This window comes from Cohaesibacter celericrescens, assembly GCF_002866925.1.
Lineage (GTDB): Bacteria > Pseudomonadota > Alphaproteobacteria > Rhizobiales > Cohaesibacteraceae > Cohaesibacter > Cohaesibacter celericrescens.
In genome coordinates this window covers 474,601-496,853 of sequence record NZ_PKUQ01000016.1, presented here as the reverse complement: position 1 = coordinate 496,853, position 22,253 = coordinate 474,601, and the positions used below count along the sequence as shown (strand labels likewise).

Sequence of the window (22,253 nt, the reverse complement as noted above, 5' to 3'; positions counted from 1 at the left end):
AGATGGACAATGGACCACATAATCTTGGCATTTCGGGAAACCTGGCCAAGAGTTTCATAACATCCCCTTTGACCCCGCTTCTTCTGATCACAGCCTTCACGTTGGGATTGGTTGCATTGATGGCTTTGCCTCGCGAGGAAGAACCACAAATTTCGGTGCCAATGGTCGACATTCACGTCAGGGCCGACGGTTTAAAAGCCGAAGATGCGGTCAAACTGATCACGGAACCGCTGGAGACCATCGTCAAAAGCATTGACGACGTGGAGCATGTCTATTCAAACAGTTACGACGATATGGTTGTTGTAACAGCTCGGTTTTTGGTTGGCACCAATTCCGACACAGCTATTTTGCGCGTTCATGACAAGATCATGGCCAATTTGTCTTCCATTCCAGTGGGAATTCCACAACCGCTCATCATTGGTCGTGGCATTGATGATGTAGCCATCACCGTCTTGACCCTCTCGCCAGAACCAGACGTCGCCGAAAACTGGAACGATACCACTCTGTATAATATCGCGGACGAACTGCGTGTAGAGTTGGCCAAACTCGAAAATGTAGGTTTGACTTATATTGTCGGAGGTCAAACGGATCAGATCCGCGTCGAACCGGACCCTGAGAAATTAGCGCTGTATGGCATAACTTTGCAACAACTGGTGGGGAAGGTGCAGTCGGCCAATACATCTTTCATGGTTGGTGCGCTACGTGACCAAAATAAAAGCCTGCCTGTTGCAGTCGGCCAGACACTACGCGGAGTGCCCGACATTGGTCTTTTGTTGGTAACCTCTCGTGATGGCCGACCTGTTTATGTGCAGGATGTTGCCAAAGTGGTTGTTGGCAGTAGCCAGAAAGAACAGCGCGTTTGGCACATGTCCAGAAAAGACGACGGTGGTTTCAATCGCCTTCCGGCTGTTTCGCTTGCTATCGCCAAGCGCAAAGGGGCCAACGCGGTCGATATTTCCCATTCAATTATCGAGCGTGTTGACCAACTCAAAGGGCACATTATTCCGGCAGGTATCAAGATAGATGTCACCCGCAACTATGGCGAAACCGCAAACGAAAAAGCCAACGAACTGCTTTATCATCTGGGGTTAGCGACCATATCTATCGTCATTCTTGTTGGTGTTGCCATCGGATTGCGTGAAGGCATAGTGGTCCTGATTGTCATTCCAACGACAATCCTGCTGACGTTGGCCGCCACCTATTTGATGGGATACACCATCAACCGCGTTTCGCTGTTTGCGCTCATTTTTGCAATCGGTATCTTGGTTGATGACGCCATCGTTATGATCGAAAATATTGCCCGGCACTGGGCCATGCCCGATGATAGATCCAAGATACGCGCTGCCATTGAAGGCGTCGCCGAAGTGGGCAACCCAACCGTTGTTGCGACCCTCACCGTGGTCGCCGCTCTATTGCCCATGATGTTCGTATCGGGACTAATGGGCCCCTATATGAGCCCAATTCCCGCCGTAGCATCAGCCGCGATGATCCTATCATTCTTTGTTGCCGTTATGCTGACTCCATGGCTGATGAATATCATCGGAAAGCCGGGGCATTCCGAAGCAGCTGACGGAGGCATTCTGGGCAAGGTTTACCGTGTGGCCGCCAAACCCATTTTGGCGGGAAGGGGGCGTTCATGGATCTTCCTCTTGATCGTAGGAGGGGCCACAATTGCATCAACTTTGCTTTTTTATACCAAGGATGTAACCGTTAAACTATTGCCATTCGACAACAAATCGGAACTGCAAATCATCGCAGATTTGCCTGAAGGGTCCTCCCTTGAAGCGACAGATCGTTTGCTTTCCGCTGCAGCAAATCGGTTGGAGAGTGTCGAGGAAATCCACACCATCCAATCCCACGCGGGCACGGCGGCTCCCTTTGGCTTTAACGGCCTTGTGCGGCACTATTTCTTGCGCGGCAACCCCGAACAGGGGGATCTACAGATCAACCTGACGGAAAAAGGCGAGCGCGACAGGACCAGCCACGCCATAGCATTGGAAATTCGCAAGCTGATTGCAGACCTTCCAATGATAGAGGGAACCAGCCTTAAAGTGGTTGAAGTCCCACCTGGACCGCCGGTTCTGTCTACTTTGTTGGCCGAAATCTATGGTCCAGATGCACAGACCCGCAGAACTGTCGCCACAGAACTGCGCACATTATTCGAACAAGTACCCTTTATTGTCGATGTAGATGACAGTTTTGGAACGCCATCCATGCGAGCACGCATTCGCATTGATCAGGATAATCAGGAATATTACGGAGTTGAACAAAGCGACATCTATCAAACCATTCAATACTATCTCAATGGCCAAGTGGTCGGATATTCCCATAAAGGCGAGGGGCGCCGTCCGATTGAAATAGCGGTTAAACCCAATAAAAAAGATTTGAGCCTCTCTGAACGCTTATTGTCAATTCCTGTGCCGCAGAATGCCATTCCCGGCGACAGAGGTGTGACCGAACTGGGCGATATCGTTCGCATTGATCGAGAAAAGGCCAGTTTCCCGATTTTTCGTCACAATGGCCGCTCCGCCGAAATGGTGATGGCCGAACTGGCTGGCGACTTTGAAGCACCTATCTACGGCATGTTGGCTGTACAAGAAAAAATTGACTCACACGATTGGGGGGATCTTCCCAAACCAAAAGTCATTCTGAATGGCCAACCGGAGGACGAATCCGAAGTATCTATGCTTTGGGACGGCGAGTGGGAAGTCACTTGGGTCACATTCCGTGATATGGGAGCCGCATTTGGTGTGGCCATTCTGGCAATTTACGCCCTAGTGGTCGCCCAATTCCACTCCTTCAGAGTGCCATTGGTGGTCCTAACACCGATTCCTCTCACACTGATTGGCATAATGATTGGTCATTGGATTTTTGGTGCGGCCTTCACAGCTACATCAATGATTGGCTTTATCGCACTCGCCGGCATTATCGTACGCAACTCGATTTTGTTGGTCGATTTTGTAGGCCATGCAAAAGGCTCAGGGCGACAGTTGAAGGAGGTGTTGCTTGAGGCTGGCTCTATTCGCTTTAAACCAATCATGCTCACAGCCTTGGCGGCAATGATCGGTGCTGTCGTCATTTTGGCCGACCCAATCTTTCAGGGGCTAGCGATCTCGCTCCTGTTCGGACTGGCCTCATCAACGTTACTAACAGTATTGGTCATTCCGGCCATTTACATTGCTCTAAAAGGCGCTGACACAAAGGTTTGATCACCCGCCTGAACAACCAAAACAAAAGCCCGGCGAGACTATCTTTCGCCGGGCTTTTATATTCTATATTTGCAAAATCAAGACCAGAAAGGGCGGGTATCATCTAGTTTCTCCCAACGCCTTTTCGCCTTCTTCCATGCCTTTTGAGCCTGTTTTTCATGCCGGGCAATCACCTTATCAGCGATCTTTTTATCGGTTGGACAGGCTGGCCCAGCATCCCGCACGACTTTGCTTAGGTGGCTCGCCATCGCGACGTCATTGAGATAGCCAAAGACATCCTGCAATGCTCTCAGCTTCTTGCAAAACCGCCTCGTCTTACGGCGACCATAGAGCGGTCCAAAAATCTCGGCTTGATAGCGAACGATTTTTAGCGATTTGCGCATGGAATGCCGTTCGGAAAAATCAAGTTTATCAATGTCGGCACCCCACCTTTGGCAATGTCGATAAGATTTTTTCAATGCCAATTTTGCCAAAGCAGGAATCGGTTCGGCCCGATCTGAACCGGTATTGTTGGTGTCCCAAGGCGCCATGCGTGTAAACAGGGCCAATTCAATTTGAAATGACGCGCAGGGCCAGTGCTGCATCTCTTCAAGCGTCTGACTTCGTACTACGTCCCTATAACGTGTTAGACGGTCAGCCAACCGTCTCTCGTCCAGTTGATTTTTACCACCCTCTTTTAGGGCAACAGGCGCGTAAATATCATCAATAAGGACATCCAGATCCCTCAATCTTCCCACCAGATGCGTCACATAACGTGCGCGTTTCTCCATCTCACGAAGAGCAGGATTGTCGATTGAGGGCCGAAACGCGCGCAACAGGCTGCGGAACAAACGCAACCCGACGCGCAGTTGATGCGGACCTTCAGGATCATTGCACGACTGCGTAACGGCCCAATTGTGAAGAATGAAGTCAACCGTAGCGTCAATCAATTGCACAAAGGCTTGATGAATGGTTTGGGACTCTGAAATAGAGGGCAGGCTCAATGCAACAGGCAAAAGGTGCGGTGGTTTTTCAGCCCCGATAAGGACAAAACCGCGCGAGGCTTTATTCTGACTGGCCAGCTTGAAATGGCGACCAGCAAAAAGAACAGAAGCAAAATGCAATAGAACCTCGGGGCCGCCAGCCTTCAACTCCAATTCAGCTTCTCCGATGGGTATCAACCCCTTGTCACTAAAGACATGCCCAACATCAACAGCAAGCTCAACATCTCCGCCACGAACTGACATCAGGCGATAGCTTGTGCGTTCAACAACAGTTTCGAATACCGGCAGCAGCAGTGCTTCTTCAACGATACGCAGCACCTGTTTACGCAAGACTTTATCCCCAATCAGCGCCGGTACGGGGGTGGAATTATCCAGAGGATTTTCGCTCTCGATAGGATTTGAGACGCCGCCTTTGACAACAGTCTTTGCCTTGACGGTTTGTACCCATTGTCCATCCACCAAACGAGCCCGTAAGGCGATGCCGGCTGCACGCAATGCAAAGGTAGGCGTATCGAAATAGATCGAACGCAATTGCCGCACTTTTGGCTCGCCATGCAAATCGTCGCATTGCGCCGCAGTCATCTGCAATGCCTTCAGCTCACCAACATCCATCTCGAATTTCAGTTCGAGTTCTTTATTCTGTGCATGTGCCATGATCATCTCCTCATTTCCAAAGTACGAACAGAAAGGACAATGGAGCAAGGAGAAAGACGTGCTTGGTTCACATGCCATATTTTATGCCGACAACAGACAAGCCCGTAGTGCGTGGAATCCTCGCAATAACGTGACTTAGAAAATCGGGAACTTTGACTAAGATAGAAAGTCTTCCATTTATAAATTATGAGGCACAGAGAATGAGAGTATGTTTAGGCGCCATTGCTGCAATGATAAGCATCCCTATGGTTTGGGTATCATCTGCATTGGCCGGAGAGGTTGATGTTATCGACGCGCAAATCAAGAAAGAGACAGGCGGCACATATAGCATTTCAGCAACCCTGAAGCATGCTGACGAAGGTTGGGACCATTATGCCGATGCGTGGGACGTTTTGGCTCCAAATGGCAGCATACTGACCACACGCGTGCTTGCACACCCCCATGTCAATGAGCAGCCATTCACGAGATCCAAGGGAGGCATTGAAATCCCTCATGATATCTCAGAGGTAACCATTCGCGGCAAGGACACTGTACATGGATATGGCGGCAAAACCTTCAAGCTAACAATCAGCCGCTGACGATGGCCATCACACCGTCTGCAATGAATTGAACAGCGAGAGCCGCAAGCAAGACACCAAGCAAACGAGTCAAAATATTGCGGCCATTGTCGCCCAATATCTTCTCCACCCAACCCGCGATCACAAAAGTGAATAAAACCAACCCAAGCACAAACACAACGATAAACAAGGTAGACCCCATGTCGATCCAGTCTGTCGACTGGGACGACAAAAGCAAAACCGCAGATATGGCGCCGGGACCAGCAATCAACGGAATGGCGAGAGGGAAAATGGCGATGTTATGGATTTCGTCATCCGACATAGCCTGTTCGGCCGACTTCGTTTTGCGGGCTTCACGTTTTTCAAAAACCATTTCAAATGCAATGACAAACAGCAAAATGCCACCTGCGATTCGAAATGCCGGCAAAGAAATGCCCATTACAGAAAGAATCGCCTGACCAACCAAGGCAAAGGTAAGCAAAATTCCAGCTGCGACGATCACCGCCCGAACCCCGATGCGGATTCGCTCATGTTTGCTTGCACCACTGGTTATAGCCAGAAAAATAGGCGCAAGGCCGATCGGGTCAATCGTTACAAACAGAGTAACAAAGGCGTTGAGCATCATGTCAAAGGGCAGCATATGAGGGTTTCCTGCAGATGTGGAAGCGGTTTGAAGGGGTGTAGTATCACCTCTAATGAGCCAAAGTTAAGCCCAACAGCAAAAGACCGATATATCAGTAAATCTCCGGTCACCCAATCCTGGAGCATTTTGCGCACAGGGCAAGAGCAAAATTTTGCTGTGCGGATATAAATCGGCTATACATAAATACCCTTTTGACAAGGATTCGAGACACTCCTTTGACAGATAAAAACGATACAATTACGGGCGATGGCCTTTCGAGCGATATCAAGCCCATTTCCATCACGGAAGAAATGAAACGCAGCTATCTTGATTATGCGATGAGCGTAATTGTGAGTCGTGCGTTGCCCGATGTTCGAGACGGCCTTAAGCCGGTCCATCGACGCATTCTTTATTCCATGCACGAGAATGGCTTTGAATGGAACAAATCCTATCGTAAGTCGGCGCGTGTCGTCGGTGAAGTGATGGGTAAGTATCACCCTCATGGTGATACAGCCATTTATGATGCCCTTGTGCGCATGACGCAGGACTTTTCACTGCGCCTGCCATTGATTGAAGGCCAAGGTAACTTCGGCTCGGTCGATGGTGATAGCGCAGCAGCAATGCGTTATACGGAATGCCGTCTGGAAAAGGTCGCACAGTCCTTTTTGGATGATCTCGACAAAGATACAGTCGATTTCGTTGACAACTATGATGGTTCAGAGAGCGAACCGCGCGTTATGCCATCTCGCTTTCCCATGCTTTTGGTCAATGGGGCAGGCGGCATCGCGGTTGGCATGGCCACCAATATTCCGCCACACAATTTGGGCGAAGTGATTGATGCCTCTATCGCACTGATCGACAATCCTGCGCTGACCCCAGAAGAGTTGATGGAAATCGTACCAGGCCCTGATTTCCCGACTGGCGGCATGATTCTCGGACGTTCCGGCATTCGCAGCGCTTATAATACCGGCCGCGGCTCTGTCATGATGCGCGGCAAAGTCGATGTAGAAGAGATCCGCAAAGATCGTATGGCATTGATCATCACCGAAATTCCTTATCAGGTGAACAAAGCCACGATGATCCAGAAAATCGCAGAAGCAGTCCGCGAGAAACGCATTGAGGGTATTTCAGACATTCGCGATGAGTCCGATCGTCAGGGCATGCGCGTCGTCGTTGAGCTGAAACGTGACGCCATAGCTGATGTGGTGCTCAATCAGCTGTATCGTCACAGCCAGCTACAGTCTTCCTTCGGCGTCAATATGGTTGCGCTGAATGGTGGCAAACCAGAGCTGATGAATCTGCGCGATGTATTGGTTGCTTTCAACGCATTCCGCGAAGAAGTTGTTAGCCGCCGTACCAAGTTCTTGCTGAACAAAGCACGCGATCGCGCTCATATTCTGGTTGGCCTTGGTATTGCTGTTGCCAATATTGATGAAGTAATTAAACTAATCCGCAATGCTCCAGATCCAGCTTCGGCCCGTCAGCAATTGATGGAACGTCATTGGGATGCCTCTGATATCCGCGATTTGATCGCGCTGATTGATGATCCGCGTCATAGAATCAATGAAGACGGAACCTTCAATCTATCGGAAGAACAGGCCCGCGCTATTCTCGAGCTGCGCTTGGCACGCCTGACCGCATTGGGACGTGACGAAGTCAGCGACGAGTTGAATGCTCTTTGCGACAAGATCCGCGACTATCTGGAAATTCTGCGCTCTCGTGAACGGATCTATTCGATCGTCAAAGAAGAGATGCATGAGATCAAGGAACAGTTTGCAAATCCACGTCGCACCGAGATTGTCGAAGGCGGAGCGGATTTTGACGACGAAGATTTGATCCAGCGTGAAGATATGGTGGTTACCGTATCGCATGCGGGATATATTAAGCGCGTTCCTCTTTCGACCTATCGTGCCCAACGCCGCGGCGGTAAGGGTCGCTCGGGTATGGCAACAAAAGACGAGGATTTTGTCACACGGCTATTCGTGGGCAACACCCACACGCCAGTTCTGTTCTTCTCATCACGCGGTATTGCCTATAAGATGAAAGTCTGGCGTCTGCCACTGTCGGCTCCGACAGGCAAAGGCAAAGCCCTGATCAATCTGTTGCCATTGCAACAAGGCGAACACATCACCTCGATCCTGCCGCTGCCTGAGGATGAGGAAAGCTGGGAAACTTTGGATCTGGTGTTTGCAACCATATCTGGATCGGTCCGGCGCAACAAATTGTCAGATTTCAAACAGGTCAATCGCAACGGCAAAATCGCAATGAAATTCGAAGAGGGCCCAGATGGCGTCCCTGAAGATGGCATTGTCGGAGTCGAAACATGCAACGCGGTTGACGATGTGATGCTAACCACCGCCAAAGGCCAGTGCATTCGTTTCCCGGTTGAAGATGTACGTGTCTTCCAGTCTCGCGGGTCCACCGGTGTGCGTGGCATTCGTCTGGAAGAAGATGACAAAGTCATCTCGATGTCCATTCTTCGGCATTTTGTTGCCACCCCTGATGAACGCACAGAATATCTGCGTCAGGCCGGCGCGGCGCGGCGGGCACTGTCAGATGAAGGTGGAGACGATGTAACATTGGAAACACCGGCAACCTCTATGAGTGTTGAAAGATATGCAGAAATGGGTGCTGCCGAGCAGTTTGTCCTTACCATTTCTGAAAATGGCTATGGCAAACGAAGCTCTTCCTACGAATATAGAACCTCTGGACGTGGCGGTAAGGGCATCGTTGCCATGGCAACCAATGACCGTAATGGTCGCCTGATTGCCAGCTTCCCTGCCGAGGAAACCGATCAAATCATGTTGGTGACCGATGGTGGACAGCTTATTCGCTGCCCAATCGACGGCATTCGCATCGCTGGTCGCTCCACTCAAGGGGTTACGGTTTTCAAAACACGCGAAGCTGAAAGCGTCGTGTCTGTTGAGAAAATCTCAGAAGACGATCATGAAATCGAGTCAGAAGATGGCGCCCAGACCAATCCTGAAGCAGGGACTGAACCAACCACTGATGAAACGCCACAACCGGATGCCTCATCAGAGGATGATCCGGAATAAGAACAAATCGTTAGAAAAGGGCTCCTTGGGGAGCCCTTTTTTTTGACATCTTTGCTACATATCGAAACTGAATGTCGAAACTGAAGTTAAAAAAAGAGGCCCACGAGGGGCCCCTAAAGTTTGAGTTTGGATATACAGTCAGAAACGAGCCAACGGTGTCGCAACAGAAGGTCATCTGCTCCGTTGGCTATATCTGTTTAGAACATCGTGCTAGTTTGGTTGAGACAGGACATGGAGCCCTTGCGCGCTTCGCAGCGTCCTGAAGTCTGTAGGCCAATGGCTTCCAAGCTGGCCTGTTTTAAATGTGTGCCATAGCCACTGGATAGAGCAGAAGAGCCGCTGACTGCGATGAATGCTAATCCGAGCATACAGATCATGATTCCGGTCGCGACCAAAAATTTCGTTTTTTTGAAAGAAGCCATTTTAGATACCCCACAGACACATTTTCGTGCTCTCGTCATTAATGCTTTTTTATCGTTTCAGACATGAAAGAGCTCTGAGTGTCTCATTCATGTTGTGTTCACTTACCTGAACAACTCTTATAAGTAAGACGCGCTAACCACCAAAAAGGTTCCAAATATTCTTTAGTCATGCGAATAGTTGCCAATTCTTGCTTGAGATCGAAGGGCGAGGGCGGTATGGAATGTGACCATGTCAGAAAAAATCGCACTTTATCCTGGGTCTTTTGACCCCATAACCTTTGGTCACATCGATGTTGTCCGCCGTGCCTGTCATTTTACTGACAAGTTGGTGTTGGCTGTTGGTGTGCACCACGGCAAAAAACCGGTCTTCACCAAAGAAGAACGATTTGAAATGATCAACACCATCGTCGCCCCGATCGCCCAAGCGACAAAGACAGACTTTGAGGTCGTATCTTTTGACGATCTGGTTGTAGATGCAGCCATGCGCGCAGGCGCAACAATCATGATAAGAGGCCTTCGTGATGGGTCTGATTTTGACTATGAAATGCAATTGTCCGGTATGAACGAAAAAATGGCACCGCATATTCAGACCGTATTTGTTCCTTCCAGCGGCGACACGCGCCACATTACCGCCAGCCTTGTTCGTCAGATTGCGGCAATGAGTGGGGACATCACCCCCTTTGTTCCAGATGCAGTAAAATCAGCATTTGACAAAAAACTATCGAGTTAATTGGAAACGACATGACCTCAATTCGCCATTTTCTAACAATTGCAGCCGTAATCGCTTCATTTGTCCTGCTTGCGCCCTTATCTGCCAATGCGGCGGAAACAAAAGCATCAGATTTGGAAAATACGCTTTTCCTTGATACCGTTTATGGCCGCGTGGTGATCAAATTACGCCCTGATTTGGCCCCCAACCACGTCAAGCGGATCAAAAAACTCACACGCGAGGGCTTTTATGATGGGCTCAAGTTCCACCGTGTGATTGACGGCTTTATGGCTCAGACCGGCGATCCCAAAGGCAACGGGACAGGTGGTTCAAACTTGCCGGACCTCAAGGCGGAGTTCAGCCCACGGCCTTTTGAAAAAGGTGTGGTTGGCATGGCGCGATCCCAAGATCCAGACAGCGCAAACAGTCAATTTTTTATCATGTTTGCAAGCTCATCTTGGTTAAATGGCCAGTATACCGTGTGGGGCGAAGTCGCATCCGGCATGGAATTTGTCAATAAGATCAAGAAGGGCGAGCCTCCGGTAAACCCTGACATTATCGTGAAAATGCAAGTCGCAGCGGACGCAAAATAACCGACGAACAAATCAATCCTTGCCCTGTGACCCGTTATTCGTCACAAGGTTCAGACGAAATCTAAGATAAGGAAGAAACTATTGGCTGAGATCAAAGATCCCGAAAACACACTCGTCATGGAAACCACCAAAGGCAAAGTTGTCATTGAGCTGCGTCCAGATCTGGCACCCAAGCACTGTGAGCGCATCAAAGAACTGGCGCGCGAAGGTTTTTACGATGGTATCGTATTCCACCGCGTAATTGACGGTTTCATGGCTCAGGTTGGCTGTCCGCATGGCACCGGTACCGGTGGTTCCAGCAAGCCAGATCTTGCACAAGAATTTAGCGCAACCAAACATGTCCGTGGCTCTTGCTCTATGGCCCGTTCGCAGAACCCTAACTCTGCAAACAGCCAATTCTTCCTGTGCTTCGATACGGCACCTTGGCTCGACAACCAATATACCTACTGGGGTCAGGTCGTTGAAGGCATGGAAAATATTGACCAGCTGAAACGCGGTGAACCTGTACAAGATCCAGACAGCATCGTTTCCATGAAAGTTGCTGCGGACCTCTAAGGTCTGTTCAATTTTTGAAAGGCCCGGACCAAACCATGAGCGGCGATACGCACCATTTATTGGGCGTATCGCTTGCCGTCGCCCACATTGGAAAACCATCAAACGTTTCCACTGTAACGGTCTGGGCTTTTCCTCTTTGGCTATATGCAGGCCATAGCGGCTTTGAAAAATAAACATCGCCACACGAATATCCCCAATCAACTTTCATTTACGCATCTGCACGGGATAACTCTTCCCAGCCCCCTCCATCATCAAATCCTTTTGGTATTCTTCCTGCCACGGCGGCAAGAATGGCAGAAACGGGTTGATATGAGAGCAAATGCGGGATATGAAGCCGTCCAATCCAACATTAATGACGGGGATGCTGTCAGGGTTACCTTCCAAGATCCGGATATCTATCGCATCGCCCTGCAAAACCGCGCTTGGTCTGCCTGACTAACGGCAACCGGCCCCGTTCAAACAAAAGACAGACCCTGCCATGCGCGTCGACCTATTCGACTTTAACCTGCCCACCGAACGCATTGCCTTGCGCCCGCACAATCCGCGCGACGAAGCAAAGCTGCTTTACATTCCACCATCTGGCCCTTTTGAGAATCACGTAGTTCTCGATTTAGTAGATTTTCTAAATCCCGGTGATGCGCTGGTTTTCAACGATACCAAGGTCATACCGGCAGAGCTTTCCGGCACACGCGTCAGAGGCGACATTCGCGCCAACATCCATTTCAACCTGCACAAACGCGAAGACCTGTCCGTCTGGCGCGCTTTTGCCCGCCCTGCCAAAAAAGTCCAGATTGGCGACTTGTTGGAATTTGGCGACACTCTAACCGCAAAGATCGAAGAAAAAGGCGATGCCGGTGAAGTTACTTTGCGATTTGATTGCAGCGGCCCCGCGTTAGACCGTGCCATTGCAGAAGTCGGCAGCATTCCTTTGCCTCCCTATATCGCCTCAAAGCGCCCCGAGGATGAGCAGGACCTGACAGACTACCAAACCATCTACGCACGCGAAGAAGGCGCTGTTGCAGCCCCGACCGCCGGATTGCATTTTACAGATCGATTGTTTAATCGGCTGCAAATCAAGGGCGTTGAGAGGCATTTTGCCACGCTACATGTAGGGGCAGGGACATTTCTCCCTGTCAAAGCCGATGACACCGATGATCACAAAATGCATGCGGAGTGGGGTGAAATCACCGCGGATCTCGCCGGTAAGCTCAATGCGGTGAATGCGCGCGGCAATCGTATCATCGCGGTAGGCACGACATCTCTTCGATTGCTAGAAAGCGCAACGGACCCGGATGGCACCATCAAGCCATTTTGTGGTGATACTGATATCTTCATTACACCTGGATATCAGTTCAGGGCCATCGACGGGCTGATGACAAACTTCCACCTGCCCAAATCAACACTTTTCATGTTGGTTTCCGCCATCATGGGCCAGGACCGCATGCAAGCGGCCTATGCCCATGCTATTGAAAACAAATACAGCTTTTACTCTTATGGGGATTCCTCGCTGCTGCTGCGCCCGAAAAAAGGCTAGCGCACGGAATAGATGATGATGAACGATCAAATCACAACCACCACATCAGCACAGCCGACCGGCGCAGATCACCCCAACGGCGTTATGGGGCTAGGTCAACCACTACCAGATCCGCGCCCGACCGACTTTTCTTTCAAGCTCATTGCAACCGACGGCAAAGCCCGCCGTGGGGAAGTCTCTATGCCCCGAGGCACAATTCGCACTCCGGCGTTTATGCCGGTCGGTACGGCGGCGACAGTCAAGTTCATGTATCCCGGTCAGGTGCGCGATTTGGGGGCTGATGTCATTCTAGGCAACACCTACCATTTGATGCTGCGGCCCGGCGCAGAACGCATTGCCAATCTTGGTGGGCTGCATAAGTTTGCCAATTGGCCCTATCCAATCCTGACAGACTCAGGTGGCTTTCAGGTTATGTCATTGGCAAAGCTGCGTAAAATGAGCGAACAGGGCGTTGAGTTCAAATCCCACATCGACGGCGCCAAATATATGATGAGCCCCGAGCGCTCTATTGAGATCCAATGTCTTCTAGGGTCCGACATTCAGATGCAACTGGATGAGTGCACCAGACTGCCCGCCAGCGAAGAAGATATTGAAAAAGCCATGCAGCTTTCCCTGCGTTGGGCTGAGCGCTGCAAGACCCAATTTGGTGATCGTCCAGGTCAAGCCATGTTTGGTATTGTGCAAGGAGGGGATATTCCGCGGCTGCGTGAAGAATCAGCACTGGCCTTGAAAGCAATGGATTTGAAGGGATATTCCATCGGCGGGCTTGCCGTCGGTGAACCGCAGGACGTGATGCTCGACATGCTGGGGATCACATGCCCGTTGTTACCAGAGAACAAACCCCGTTATCTCATGGGCGTAGGCACGCCAGATGATTTGATCGAGGCAGTAAGTCAAGGCGTCGATATGTTCGACTGCGTCATGCCCACCCGCGCAGGTCGACACGGATTGGCTTATACGCGCTTTGGCAAGGTCAATCTGAAGAATGCGCGTCACAAGGACGATCACCGTCCATTAGACCCAGAAAGCAACTGTCCGGCCTCCAGAGACTATTCCCGCGCCTATCTGTATCATTTGACTAAGTCAAATGAAGCCTTGGCCTCCATGCTGCTGACCTGGAACAACCTCGCCTATTACCAGACCCTGATGCAGAATATGCGCGATGCCATCGAAGCAGGGCACTTCGTGGATCACAAAGCCGCCGTAAAAGAAGCCTGGGCCAAGGGCGATATGCCAGCCTTATAAGGCTGAAAATCGCCCTTCAGCGCCATGATTGTATCAATCCAATTTAGGCGCGTTAGAGGCTTTAATCCGAGATATAATGACCCAAGGCACTCCAACAAATTGTTAGGGACCAACCCATTCAGTCTCTGCGTGCTGTGGCGAATCGGTCGTGCGCTTGCGCAACGCTACAAACGATCGGACTATTCGTGCATGCTAACAATGAAAGTGAACTGAGTGAATGGTATGCCCGGAAGGATTCGAACCTTCGACCGTCCGATTAAAAGTCGGATGCTCTACCAACTGAGCTACGGGCACATATCCAATGGTGACGCTCTAAGCATCTGACCAGCCTTCAATGCGAAAGGCTTGTCCCTTTTAACAGAAATATATCCTCAGTCGAGGGAACATTTCCAACAGCTGAGGTTTTCTACAGCTAAATCACAACGCTTTATATCTACGCTCAAAATCAGACAACAACAACAGAAAAACCTGCAAGATATTGAGAAATCATCTGATTTTAAGGAAAAATGGTATGCCCGGAAGGATTCGAACCTTCGACCGTCCGATTAAAAGTCGGATGCTCTACCAACTGAGCTACGGGCACGCTGTGTTGGTGAGCGCCTTTGTAACGGATTCCTGCGTCCAGTCAACACCCTCACACAATTCAACGGCTTTTTCGTGGGAAAACTTGTCCAAGGTCATAAATTCGTGATTTCTCATGTCAAACAATGGGGAATATCAGATCAAAATGCATGACATTATTTCCGAAAACAATCCATCCTTCCTGCAAAGAAACAAGCGCAACCAATTTAAGATCGCATTTTTTTGGGTGGGATGCTGCATGGGAATCAAAGAATACACACAGTTCGTTCACTTTGCCTCGCATGAGGGTGATTGGACATTCAGTTAGCAAAAGCTTATTGAGCGTTTGTATCGTCAGAGCTATGGTCTACAAGTCGCAATCGTCTAAAGAATTTGAGTTCAAGGAAACCCACAATGGAATTTGACGTGACAATTACCGGTGCTGTGCTTGCCGGATTTATTTCTTTCGTCTCGCCCTGCGTCTTACCGTTGGTTCCGCCCTATCTTTGCTATATGGCAGGGGTCTCTATGGACCAATTCACTGGCACCAACGACAAGCAGCGTGCCGCCAGTCGGGTGTTTTTTTCAGCGTTTGCTTTTGTCCTTGGTTTTTCGACGGTCTTCGTGCTGCTTGGGGCTGGAGCATCCGTCATAGGCCAATATCTCAAGCTCTATTCCGGCATTCTTTCCTATGTCGCGGGGGCCATCATCATCATCATGGGATTGCATTTTCTTGGCGTATTTCGCATCGCTTTCCTTTACAGAGAAGCACGCGTCAATGTTGATCGCAAACCTGCGGGTCTCATCGGCGCATATTTGATTGGCCTTGCGTTTGCATTTGGCTGGACACCGTGCATTGGACCGGTTCTTGCAACCATTCTGGCTGTTGCAGGGACAGAGGAGAATGTCCAACAAGGCATGATCTTGCTAAGCGCCTACAGCTTGGGACTGGGCATTCCATTTTTATTGGCAGCAGCCTTTGCCAGCCAGTTCATGGGGCTTATGCAGCGTTTCCGCAAGCATATCGGCACAGTAGAAAAGGTTATGGGTGCCCTGCTTGTCATCACCGGCGTTTTGTTCGTCACAGGGCAGGTACAAAATGCCGCCTTTTGGCTGCAAGAGATGCTGCCGGCACTCAATTCGCTGGGATGATCACCAGCAAAGTGAGGCCACCCAGTTCCGGATCAAGCCTGTTTGCTATGTCTTGCAAACAGGTGGACGGGGAAGGTAGCCAAAACAACCCCTGTCATAACCAAAATCAATCCGATTGCGTGGAATGGAAGAAAGTCTTCGCCCAGAAACACAACAGCCAGAACCACCCCGATTGGCGTCATTAGATACATAAACACACCCGACGTCGCAGGGCCCAATATCTTGATGCCATATTGGTAGGTCGTAAAAGCAAGAATCGACGAAATCAGTGCCAACCCAAACAAACTGATCCATTGGTCAGCTTGAACCGGGAAATTACCAAGTGTGACAATTTCCCAAGTCATAAACGGCACCTGTATCGCAGCCCCGACACCAGCAACAACAGCAAACATACCAACGGTCGAAACAGGCTGAAAAACACGCTTTTTTGATAGGGTGGAATAGATAGCCCAGCAGATCGCCGCGATGACAAACAGCAAGTCACCACTATTAAATTCGACCGACCACAAGGCATCCAATCTGCCTTTGAAAATGATATAAAAAATACCCAAAACCGCAACCAGAATACCTGTGATTTCTCGTAACGAAATCGGACGACCACGATACAGCCACTCAATTATAATGATCAGCACAGGCGATGCTGTATAGATCAGAGTTCCATTGGTTGCAGACGTGTATTTGAGCCCCAAATAAACCCCGGTGCCACACACCCCCATCGCCAAGAACGCATTGAGGCAAATCAGTTTCCACTGCTCTGCAAACAAATGCCGATGTTTTACCAAAGCACCCCAGGCAAATGGCAATATCATCAAAAAAGCCAATCCCCAGCGAAAAAAGGTCAATGTGAACGGATCGATTGTCCGCACCGCAATTGAACCGATGATGAGGTTGGAAGACAGAAAAAACGGACAAAGGGCAAGCAATAAGTAGGCGAGGATATTAGGAGACAAAAGAATTCCCTTTCAGCAAAAGCCGAGATGCGGCGCGGTAGCTTTAAACGCAATTGTCGACGCTTACAATTGGTCAAGATGTCTTTAGATAAACAACGACTTTGGATTGGCTCTCACGGAGGATGGGGAGAGCTAACGAGAGGCAAGGGCTTGCCCCTGAAAGACCGAGACATGACAGGCGTAGCCGTTAAACTTGAGTTTGGCACACAAACTTGCCGCTTCTGCTGCATTCTGAATAGGGCCGAGAATTAAATTCAGTACCAACTGGTTGTCTTTGCTCTGCGAGACCCGACTCAAAGGGCGCAGATCACCCACAACAGGACGCTGAAATACGGACAATTCCTTCCATGCGGAGCTGAGATCGGTCAAAGACAAGAACTCTCCCAAATCAATCGCAAATGAAGTTTGGCTTGTCGGTACAGAATAGACCGGTGTCTTGATAATTTCACTATCAGGCCGCACAACAACGGCATCTTTTGCAGAGACGGCTTCAGCCGGTTTTCCTTTTGGCAGAACCATTTCACCTGAAGCGCCTTCGACAGTCAAATCCATATTGAGCGGTTCGACTGTCGTTTTAACGAGAGGTTGGGTCTTTTGCCGAAAAGGGTCAAATGATTGTCCGGTCGGAGGAATAGGTGCTACCGGTGCGATTGATCCGGTGGCCTCCAGATCAATCATTTTCTCGCTGCTGTTTTTTGCGTTTATAAATACGCTACGCGCATCATCCCGTTTGGGCAAAGCAACCACGCGCACATGGCTGTCTTCAGTGGTTTGTCCCAACTCGACCTTTGCCAGTCTTTGCTTAAGCAGATTATTCTCATTCCGCAGACTTTTAGTGCTAACGTGAAAAGCAGAAACCTCGCGCTTGAGGGCCTTAAGCTCGGCAAGTACCTGCCTAAATTCATCCAATTGCTGTTGGGTTCGCTTATCAAACGGATTGTAGGATCGGTTCTGATCGCTCACCAGCTCATTTTTGGGCGATTCAGGCGAGATTGTTTGATTGTCAGGCAGCGATCCAGTGACAAGACGCGCGTTATCATTCCCTAGTGCGGCAACCACACTGGAGTCTTTCGCGGGTTCACCGGTAGTATCGACCATCGTCAATGCAACCAAACCTGTTAGAACCGCCGCAAACGCCCAACCTGCCATCATAGTCACATCAAAGATGGCCTTGCCTGGCCGCGCCATTCAAAAAGCCCCTTTTCACGCGCGAATCTTATGTTTCACGCTTTGTTTAGCAAAGTCTTTTTTTGTGGTTCCTGCAAGGGTGCTTCTTATAACAGTCTCAATTGTTCCTTAGTTAATTACGGACTAAAACAGTGACAACAAATTAGATTGGTATCGAGGAGACTATTCATGACGCGTCGCACTTGTCAGGCAATTATCCTAGCAGCAGGGCAGGGAACCCGCATGAAGTCGCGGAAACCGAAGGTTTTGCATCAAGTCGCAGGCCTATCTATGCTTGGGCATGTAACCAAAGTAGCCAGCGAAGCAGGGGTAGATTTGGTCTCACTGGTCGTTGGTCCCGAAATGGACGATGTCCACAAGGAAGCCTCTCGCATCCACCCTTCGGTCAATGCCCACATCCAGACTGAACGCTTGGGCACCGCGCATGCCGTGTTGGCAGCCCGCGCTGATATGATCGATGCCAAAGACGACATTCTTGTCTTGTTTGGAGATACACCGCTGTTGCGGACCGAGACTATCCTCAAAATGCGCGAAAAACTGGCTGACGGTAATGACGTGGTCGTTTTGGGTTTCCACTCTGATGAACCTGATCCTTATGGGCGTTTGCTCGAACAAAATGGCAAGCTGGTAGCGATCCGAGAAGGCAAAGACTGTAGCCAAGAAGAATTCAAAGTAAATTTCTGCAACGGCGGTATCATGGGTTTTGCAGGCCAGCATCTGCTCACCCTGCTGGACAGCATCGACAGCAACAATGCGCAAGGCGAGTTCTATTTAACCGATGCGGTTGAAAAGGCCAACGAGCAGGGGCTCAAAGTGCTTGCCATAGAAGCAGATGAGGCCGAGCTACAGGGCGTTAACAACAGGATGCAATTGGCAAAAGTAGAGGCCACTTTTCAATATCGCGCCCGCGTCAACGCCATGACCAATGGTGCAACGCTGACCGCTCCCGAGACCGTTTTCTTCGCATTTGACACCCAAATTGGCAAAGATGTCCTGATTGAGCCGAATGTGATTTTTGCGCCCGGCGTTACCGTTGCCGACAACGCAGAAATTCGTGCCTTCTCCTATCTGGAAGACGCCAGTGTCGGCGAACGGTGCATCGTCGGCCCCTATGCACGGTTGCGTCCGGGCACGATCCTGCAGGAAGGCGCTAAAATCGGCAATTTTGTCGAGATCAAAAAGTCACTCATCGAAAAAGGCGCCAAGGTCAATCACCTGTCCTACATCGGCGATGCGCGCATCGGTGCAAAAGCCAACATCGGCGCAGGCACAATCACCTGCAACTATGATGGGTATGAAAAATTCAAAACCGATATCGGGGCAGGAGCTTTCATTGGCTCCAATACGTCGCTGGTCGCCCCCGCAACCATTGGTGATGGTGCATTTATCGGTGCAGGAAGCGTAATCACACAACCGGTTAACGCTGATGCATTGGCTGTGTCCCGCTCCAAGCCTGTGGTAAAAGACAAATGGGCAGCTTCCTTTAGGGCGGCAAAAGAAAAGAAATCAAAGAGATAGCTGCCATTTTAGAGGTCAATTCACCATGTTTTTGCGGTGCGTTAGAAACTGCAACCGGAATTGATTTCCTTAAATCCCAAAAGGTGCGTTACCCCAATAAACAGAGCCATTGCCAAAATCAGCTTCAAAACTGACTGCAATGAATTTTTAAAGCTGAAGTTTTCAGGAAAGAGATTGTTATGTGCGGCATTGTCGGAATTCTCGGAAAAAGCTCCGTCGCCCCTCAGTTGGTCGACGCACTAAAGCGGCTTGAGTATCGCGGGTATGATTCTGCTGGTGTCGCCACCATCCATCAAGGCCACTTGGGGCGGCGCAGAGCGGCGGGTAAGCTACGCAACCTAGAAACGCTTCTTGGTGAAAATCCTCTATCCGGCAACATCGGCATCGGCCACACCCGTTGGGCTACGCATGGCGTGCCCAATGAAACCAACGCACACCCCCATCAAGCCGGTAACGTGGCCGCCGTACACAATGGAATCATCGAAAATTTCCGCGAGCTGCGTGACGAGCTGACAGCAAAAGGCCATACGTTTGAATCAGAAACAGACACAGAAACAGTCGTGCATCTGATTCAATCCGAGCTGAACAACGGCAACACCCCGATCGACGCCGTTTCTGCGATTCTAGGCCGGCTTGAGGGTGCTTTTTCTTTGGCCATCATCTTTGGTGGCGAGGAAGACCTGATGATCGGCGCACGCAGAGGCTCTCCTTTGGCCATAGGCCACGGAGAAGGTGAAATGTTCCTTGGCTCCGACGCCTTTGCTCTGGCGCCATTCACGGATGAAATCACCTATCTCGAAGAAGGCGATTGGGTTGTTTTAAGTCGCTCATCCATAACCATCTTTAACGAAAACAACGAGCAGGTTGATCGAAGCTCAACGATGGCACAAGCCTCTGCTTATGTCGTGGAGAAGGGCAACTACAAGCATTTCATGGAAAAAGAAATGCATGAGCAACCAGAAGTCATCCAGCACACACTTGCCCACTATGTGGATTTTGCCTCAGGTAAAATACGTTTCAAAGAAAAACTGCCATTTGATTTTGCCGATCTCAACCGCATTGCCATGTCTGCCTGCGGAACCGCCTATTACGCAGGCGTAGTAGCAAAATACTGGTTCGAAAAACTGGCGCGCATTCCTGTCGAGATCGATGTCGCATCTGAGTTCCGTTATCGCGAAATGCCGATGGAAAAAGGCGGACTGGCGCTGTTTATCTCACAGTCTGGTGAAACAGCCGATACTTTGGCATGCTTGCGCTATTGCCGTGCACAAGGTCAGCACATCGCCTCCATCGTTAATGTCACAGAAAGCACCATTGCGCGCGAAAGCGACGCGATTTTCCCAACATTGGCTGGACCGGAAATTGGCGTTGCCTCCACAAAAGCCTTCACCTGCCAACTGTCCGTTTTGCTGGCATTAGCCATCATGGCGGGCCGTGCTAGAGGCACTATTACCGAGCAGGAAGAACAAAGTTACACCCAAGCCTTAAGTGAGTTGCCCAAATTTATCCGTCAGGCTCTTAAAGGCTCCGACGACATCGCCGCACTTGCCCATGATCTTTCCAAGGTCAAGCATGTTCTCTATTTGGGTCGAGGCACCAACTTCCCGCTGGCGATGGAAGGCGCACTCAAACTCAAGGAAATTTCCTACATCCACGCCGAAGGATACGCTGCGGGTGAACTAAAGCACGGCCCTATTGCCTTGATTGATGAGACCATGCCCGTCGTAGTGATTGCACCTGATGATCCCTCATATGAGAAAACCGTTTCCAATATGCAAGAAGTCGCAGCCCGTGATGGTAAGATCATTTTGATCACAGACCAGTCAGGCGCAGACAAAAACGCTTTGGAAGACTGCCAGACCATCGTTATGCCGACAGTACCCGACATAATCGCACCGATCGTCTTTGCGCTGCCAGTTCAATTGCTTGCCTATCACACTGCAAATTTAATGGGAACAGACGTTGACCAACCACGCAATCTGGCAAAGTCAGTAACCGTGGAATAATCCCAGATCTAATCAAATTCAAAAGCCCGCTCCCGATCTGGGGGCGGGCTTTTTTTAGATCAAATGAAATGAAACATTGCGATTATTCAGAACGAGGACCACTTGGCCGACTACCAACATAAACTGCGCTGCCAATAAAAAACAAAGCCACAACGACCAACAACCAAAGGTCGGGGGCAACAAAATACAAAAATGAACCAAACCCAAACGCCATCCCCAAAAAGGCAAAATACTTAGCCATTAGCGGAATGGCTCCATGCTCCTGCCAAGCGGTCACAGGCGGACCAAATAGAGAATGGTTCAAGATCCAGTTTTCAAGTCTGGGAGAGGATCGAGCAAAACAAAAGGCTGCAAAAATGAAAAATACGGTCGATGGCAAAACCGGCAAAAATGCGCCAATGATTCCGATGCCGCTAACGAGCAGGCCGAGCACCATAAAAAAGGGACGTTTCAGTCGATCCATAAATCAGATCCGTTACCATTGATCGTAAAAATAAACAATTTGGCCCAACAGAACCACCACATAAGCACCGCAAAACCCTTCTACAACAAAATTAGCCCAGAATTCAGGCAACAAACTGAATTCTTGTGCTTTTAACCTGCTCCATGCCGCACTATTTTAGGATAGTGCTTCGCTCTGCTGTGCAACATGATACAACGTCGCACAGCAGGTCCGAACAGCACCGGCACATCTGCAGTTGCCCCGAGCAAGTAAATTCTTTTGAGTTTGACCATTGGT

General features: G+C 49.9%; 18 protein-coding genes and 2 tRNA genes. 12 read left to right on the top strand and 8 right to left on the bottom strand.

The window, feature by feature from the left end:
* The first annotated feature begins 2 nt into the window (after window positions 1-2).
* Window positions 3-3,209, top strand: a complete 3,207-nt coding sequence (locus C0081_RS10180) for an efflux RND transporter permease subunit (protein WP_101533672.1) — start codon at window positions 3-5, stop codon at window positions 3,207-3,209.
* Between the two features lie 77 nt (window positions 3,210-3,286).
* Here C0081_RS10180 and C0081_RS10175 read toward each other — a convergent pair whose 3' ends face one another.
* Window positions 3,287-4,846, bottom strand: a complete 1,560-nt coding sequence (locus C0081_RS10175) for a CYTH and CHAD domain-containing protein (protein ID WP_180966825.1) — start codon at window positions 4,844-4,846, stop codon at window positions 3,287-3,289.
* Between the two features lie 230 nt (window positions 4,847-5,076).
* Here C0081_RS10175 and C0081_RS10170 point away from each other — a divergent pair, with 230 nt between their 5' ends.
* Window positions 5,077-5,424, top strand: coding sequence for a hypothetical protein (locus C0081_RS10170; RefSeq protein ID WP_101533670.1), 348 nt, complete (start codon window positions 5,077-5,079; stop codon window positions 5,422-5,424).
* Here the strand turns inward: C0081_RS10170 and C0081_RS10165 are convergent.
* Entirely contained in the window at window positions 5,414-6,043 is a 630-nt protein-coding gene (locus C0081_RS10165) for a MarC family protein (RefSeq protein WP_101533669.1), read from the bottom strand. The genes C0081_RS10170 and C0081_RS10165 overlap by 11 nt on opposite strands.
* A gap of 218 nt (window positions 6,044-6,261) precedes the next feature.
* On the opposite strand from C0081_RS10165, the gene gyrA reads away from it, so the two are divergent.
* Window positions 6,262-9,081 (top strand): DNA gyrase subunit A, encoded by a 2,820-nt coding sequence (gene gyrA, locus C0081_RS10160; RefSeq protein ID WP_101533668.1) that lies wholly within the window; start codon window positions 6,262-6,264, stop codon window positions 9,079-9,081.
* A gap of 197 nt (window positions 9,082-9,278) precedes the next feature.
* Here the strand turns inward: gyrA and C0081_RS10155 are convergent, their stop codons facing one another.
* The gene (locus C0081_RS10155; protein WP_101533667.1) at window positions 9,279-9,503 is read right to left on the bottom strand and encodes a hypothetical protein; all 225 of its coding nucleotides are present in this window, start codon (window positions 9,501-9,503) and stop codon (window positions 9,279-9,281) included.
* Between the two features lie 229 nt (window positions 9,504-9,732).
* On the opposite strand from C0081_RS10155, the gene coaD reads away from it, so the two are divergent.
* The 6 genes from coaD to tgt all read left to right on the top strand — a co-directional run bounded on the left by coaD (window position 9,733) and on the right by tgt (window position 14,139).
* A complete protein-coding gene (coaD, locus tag C0081_RS10150; protein ID WP_101533666.1) occupies window positions 9,733-10,233 on the top strand; it encodes a pantetheine-phosphate adenylyltransferase in 501 nt (166 codons plus the stop codon).
* Window positions 10,234-10,244: 11 nt separating this feature from the next.
* Window positions 10,245-10,805: a peptidylprolyl isomerase gene (locus tag C0081_RS10145; protein ID WP_101533665.1), complete on the top strand. Its 561-nt coding sequence runs from the start codon at window positions 10,245-10,247 to the stop codon at window positions 10,803-10,805.
* An 81-nt stretch (window positions 10,806-10,886) separates the two neighbouring features.
* Window positions 10,887-11,360 (top strand): peptidylprolyl isomerase, encoded by a 474-nt coding sequence (locus C0081_RS10140; RefSeq protein ID WP_101533664.1) that lies wholly within the window; start codon window positions 10,887-10,889, stop codon window positions 11,358-11,360.
* A gap of 162 nt (window positions 11,361-11,522) precedes the next feature.
* Window positions 11,523-11,795, top strand: a complete 273-nt coding sequence (locus tag C0081_RS23090) for a hypothetical protein (RefSeq protein WP_146006435.1) — start codon at window positions 11,523-11,525, stop codon at window positions 11,793-11,795.
* Between the two features lie 43 nt (window positions 11,796-11,838).
* Window positions 11,839-12,894, top strand: coding sequence for a tRNA preQ1(34) S-adenosylmethionine ribosyltransferase-isomerase QueA (queA, locus tag C0081_RS10130; protein ID WP_101533662.1), 1,056 nt, complete (start codon window positions 11,839-11,841; stop codon window positions 12,892-12,894).
* Between the two features lie 84 nt (window positions 12,895-12,978).
* Window positions 12,979-14,139: a tRNA guanosine(34) transglycosylase Tgt gene (gene tgt / locus C0081_RS10125; protein WP_101533764.1), complete on the top strand. Its 1,161-nt coding sequence runs from the start codon at window positions 12,979-12,981 to the stop codon at window positions 14,137-14,139.
* Window positions 14,140-14,357: 218 nt separating this feature from the next.
* Here the strand turns inward: tgt and C0081_RS10120 are convergent.
* Window positions 14,358-14,433: transfer RNA gene (locus C0081_RS10120), tRNA-Lys, on the bottom strand.
* Between the two features lie 213 nt (window positions 14,434-14,646).
* Window positions 14,647-14,722 (bottom strand) — tRNA-Lys (locus C0081_RS10115).
* 392 nt (window positions 14,723-15,114) lie between these two features.
* Here C0081_RS10115 and C0081_RS10105 point away from each other — a divergent pair.
* Entirely contained in the window at window positions 15,115-15,852 is a 738-nt protein-coding gene (locus C0081_RS10105) for a cytochrome c biogenesis CcdA family protein (RefSeq protein ID WP_101533660.1), read from the top strand.
* A 32-nt stretch (window positions 15,853-15,884) separates the two neighbouring features.
* Here the strand turns inward: C0081_RS10105 and C0081_RS10100 are convergent, their stop codons facing one another.
* Together C0081_RS10100 and C0081_RS10095 are read right to left on the bottom strand one after the other, a co-directional pair.
* The gene (locus tag C0081_RS10100; RefSeq protein WP_101533659.1) at window positions 15,885-16,802 is read right to left on the bottom strand and encodes a DMT family transporter; all 918 of its coding nucleotides are present in this window, start codon (window positions 16,800-16,802) and stop codon (window positions 15,885-15,887) included.
* Between the two features lie 132 nt (window positions 16,803-16,934).
* Window positions 16,935-17,990: an SPOR domain-containing protein gene (locus C0081_RS10095; protein ID WP_101533658.1), complete on the bottom strand. Its 1,056-nt coding sequence runs from the start codon at window positions 17,988-17,990 to the stop codon at window positions 16,935-16,937.
* A gap of 168 nt (window positions 17,991-18,158) precedes the next feature.
* Between C0081_RS10095 and glmU the strand changes: the two genes are divergently transcribed.
* Together glmU and glmS are read left to right on the top strand one after the other, a co-directional pair.
* Window positions 18,159-19,508, top strand: a complete 1,350-nt coding sequence (gene glmU, locus C0081_RS10090) for a bifunctional UDP-N-acetylglucosamine diphosphorylase/glucosamine-1-phosphate N-acetyltransferase GlmU (RefSeq protein ID WP_101533657.1) — start codon at window positions 18,159-18,161, stop codon at window positions 19,506-19,508.
* A 179-nt stretch (window positions 19,509-19,687) separates the two neighbouring features.
* Window positions 19,688-21,514 carry a glutamine--fructose-6-phosphate transaminase (isomerizing) gene (glmS, locus tag C0081_RS10085; RefSeq protein WP_101533656.1) on the top strand — a complete coding sequence of 609 codons (1,827 nt, stop codon included), beginning with the start codon at window positions 19,688-19,690 and terminating at the stop codon, window positions 21,512-21,514.
* A gap of 82 nt (window positions 21,515-21,596) precedes the next feature.
* Here the strand turns inward: glmS and C0081_RS10080 are convergent, their stop codons facing one another.
* Window positions 21,597-21,977 (bottom strand): YbaN family protein, encoded by a 381-nt coding sequence (locus C0081_RS10080; protein ID WP_210200454.1) that lies wholly within the window; start codon window positions 21,975-21,977, stop codon window positions 21,597-21,599.
* Between the last annotated feature and the right edge of the window lie 276 nt (window positions 21,978-22,253).

Excerpts from the sequence above, each read along its gene's own strand:
- C0081_RS10180 (WP_101533672.1), top strand. The coding sequence starts at position 3 with ATGGACAATGGACCACATAATCTTGGCATTTCGGGAAACCTGGCCAAG.
- C0081_RS10175 (WP_180966825.1), bottom strand. The coding sequence starts at position 4,846 with ATGGCACATGCACAGAATAAAGAACTCGAACTGAAATTCGAGATGGAT.
- C0081_RS10170 (WP_101533670.1), top strand. The coding sequence starts at position 5,077 with ATGATAAGCATCCCTATGGTTTGGGTATCATCTGCATTGGCCGGAGAG.
- C0081_RS10165 (WP_101533669.1), bottom strand. The coding sequence starts at position 6,043 with ATGCTGCCCTTTGACATGATGCTCAACGCCTTTGTTACTCTGTTTGTA.
- C0081_RS10155 (WP_101533667.1), bottom strand. The coding sequence starts at position 9,503 with ATGGCTTCTTTCAAAAAAACGAAATTTTTGGTCGCGACCGGAATCATG.
- coaD (WP_101533666.1), top strand. The coding sequence starts at position 9,733 with ATGTCAGAAAAAATCGCACTTTATCCTGGGTCTTTTGACCCCATAACC.
- C0081_RS10145 (WP_101533665.1), top strand. The coding sequence starts at position 10,245 with ATGACCTCAATTCGCCATTTTCTAACAATTGCAGCCGTAATCGCTTCA.
- queA (WP_101533662.1), top strand. The coding sequence starts at position 11,839 with ATGCGCGTCGACCTATTCGACTTTAACCTGCCCACCGAACGCATTGCC.
- tgt (WP_101533764.1), top strand. The coding sequence starts at position 12,979 with ATGGGGCTAGGTCAACCACTACCAGATCCGCGCCCGACCGACTTTTCT.
- C0081_RS10105 (WP_101533660.1), top strand. The coding sequence starts at position 15,115 with ATGGAATTTGACGTGACAATTACCGGTGCTGTGCTTGCCGGATTTATT.
- C0081_RS10095 (WP_101533658.1), bottom strand. The coding sequence starts at position 17,990 with ATGGCGCGGCCAGGCAAGGCCATCTTTGATGTGACTATGATGGCAGGT.
- glmU (WP_101533657.1), top strand. The coding sequence starts at position 18,159 with ATGACGCGTCGCACTTGTCAGGCAATTATCCTAGCAGCAGGGCAGGGA.
- glmS (WP_101533656.1), top strand. The coding sequence starts at position 19,688 with ATGTGCGGCATTGTCGGAATTCTCGGAAAAAGCTCCGTCGCCCCTCAG.
- C0081_RS10080 (WP_210200454.1), bottom strand. The coding sequence starts at position 21,977 with ATGGATCGACTGAAACGTCCCTTTTTTATGGTGCTCGGCCTGCTCGTT.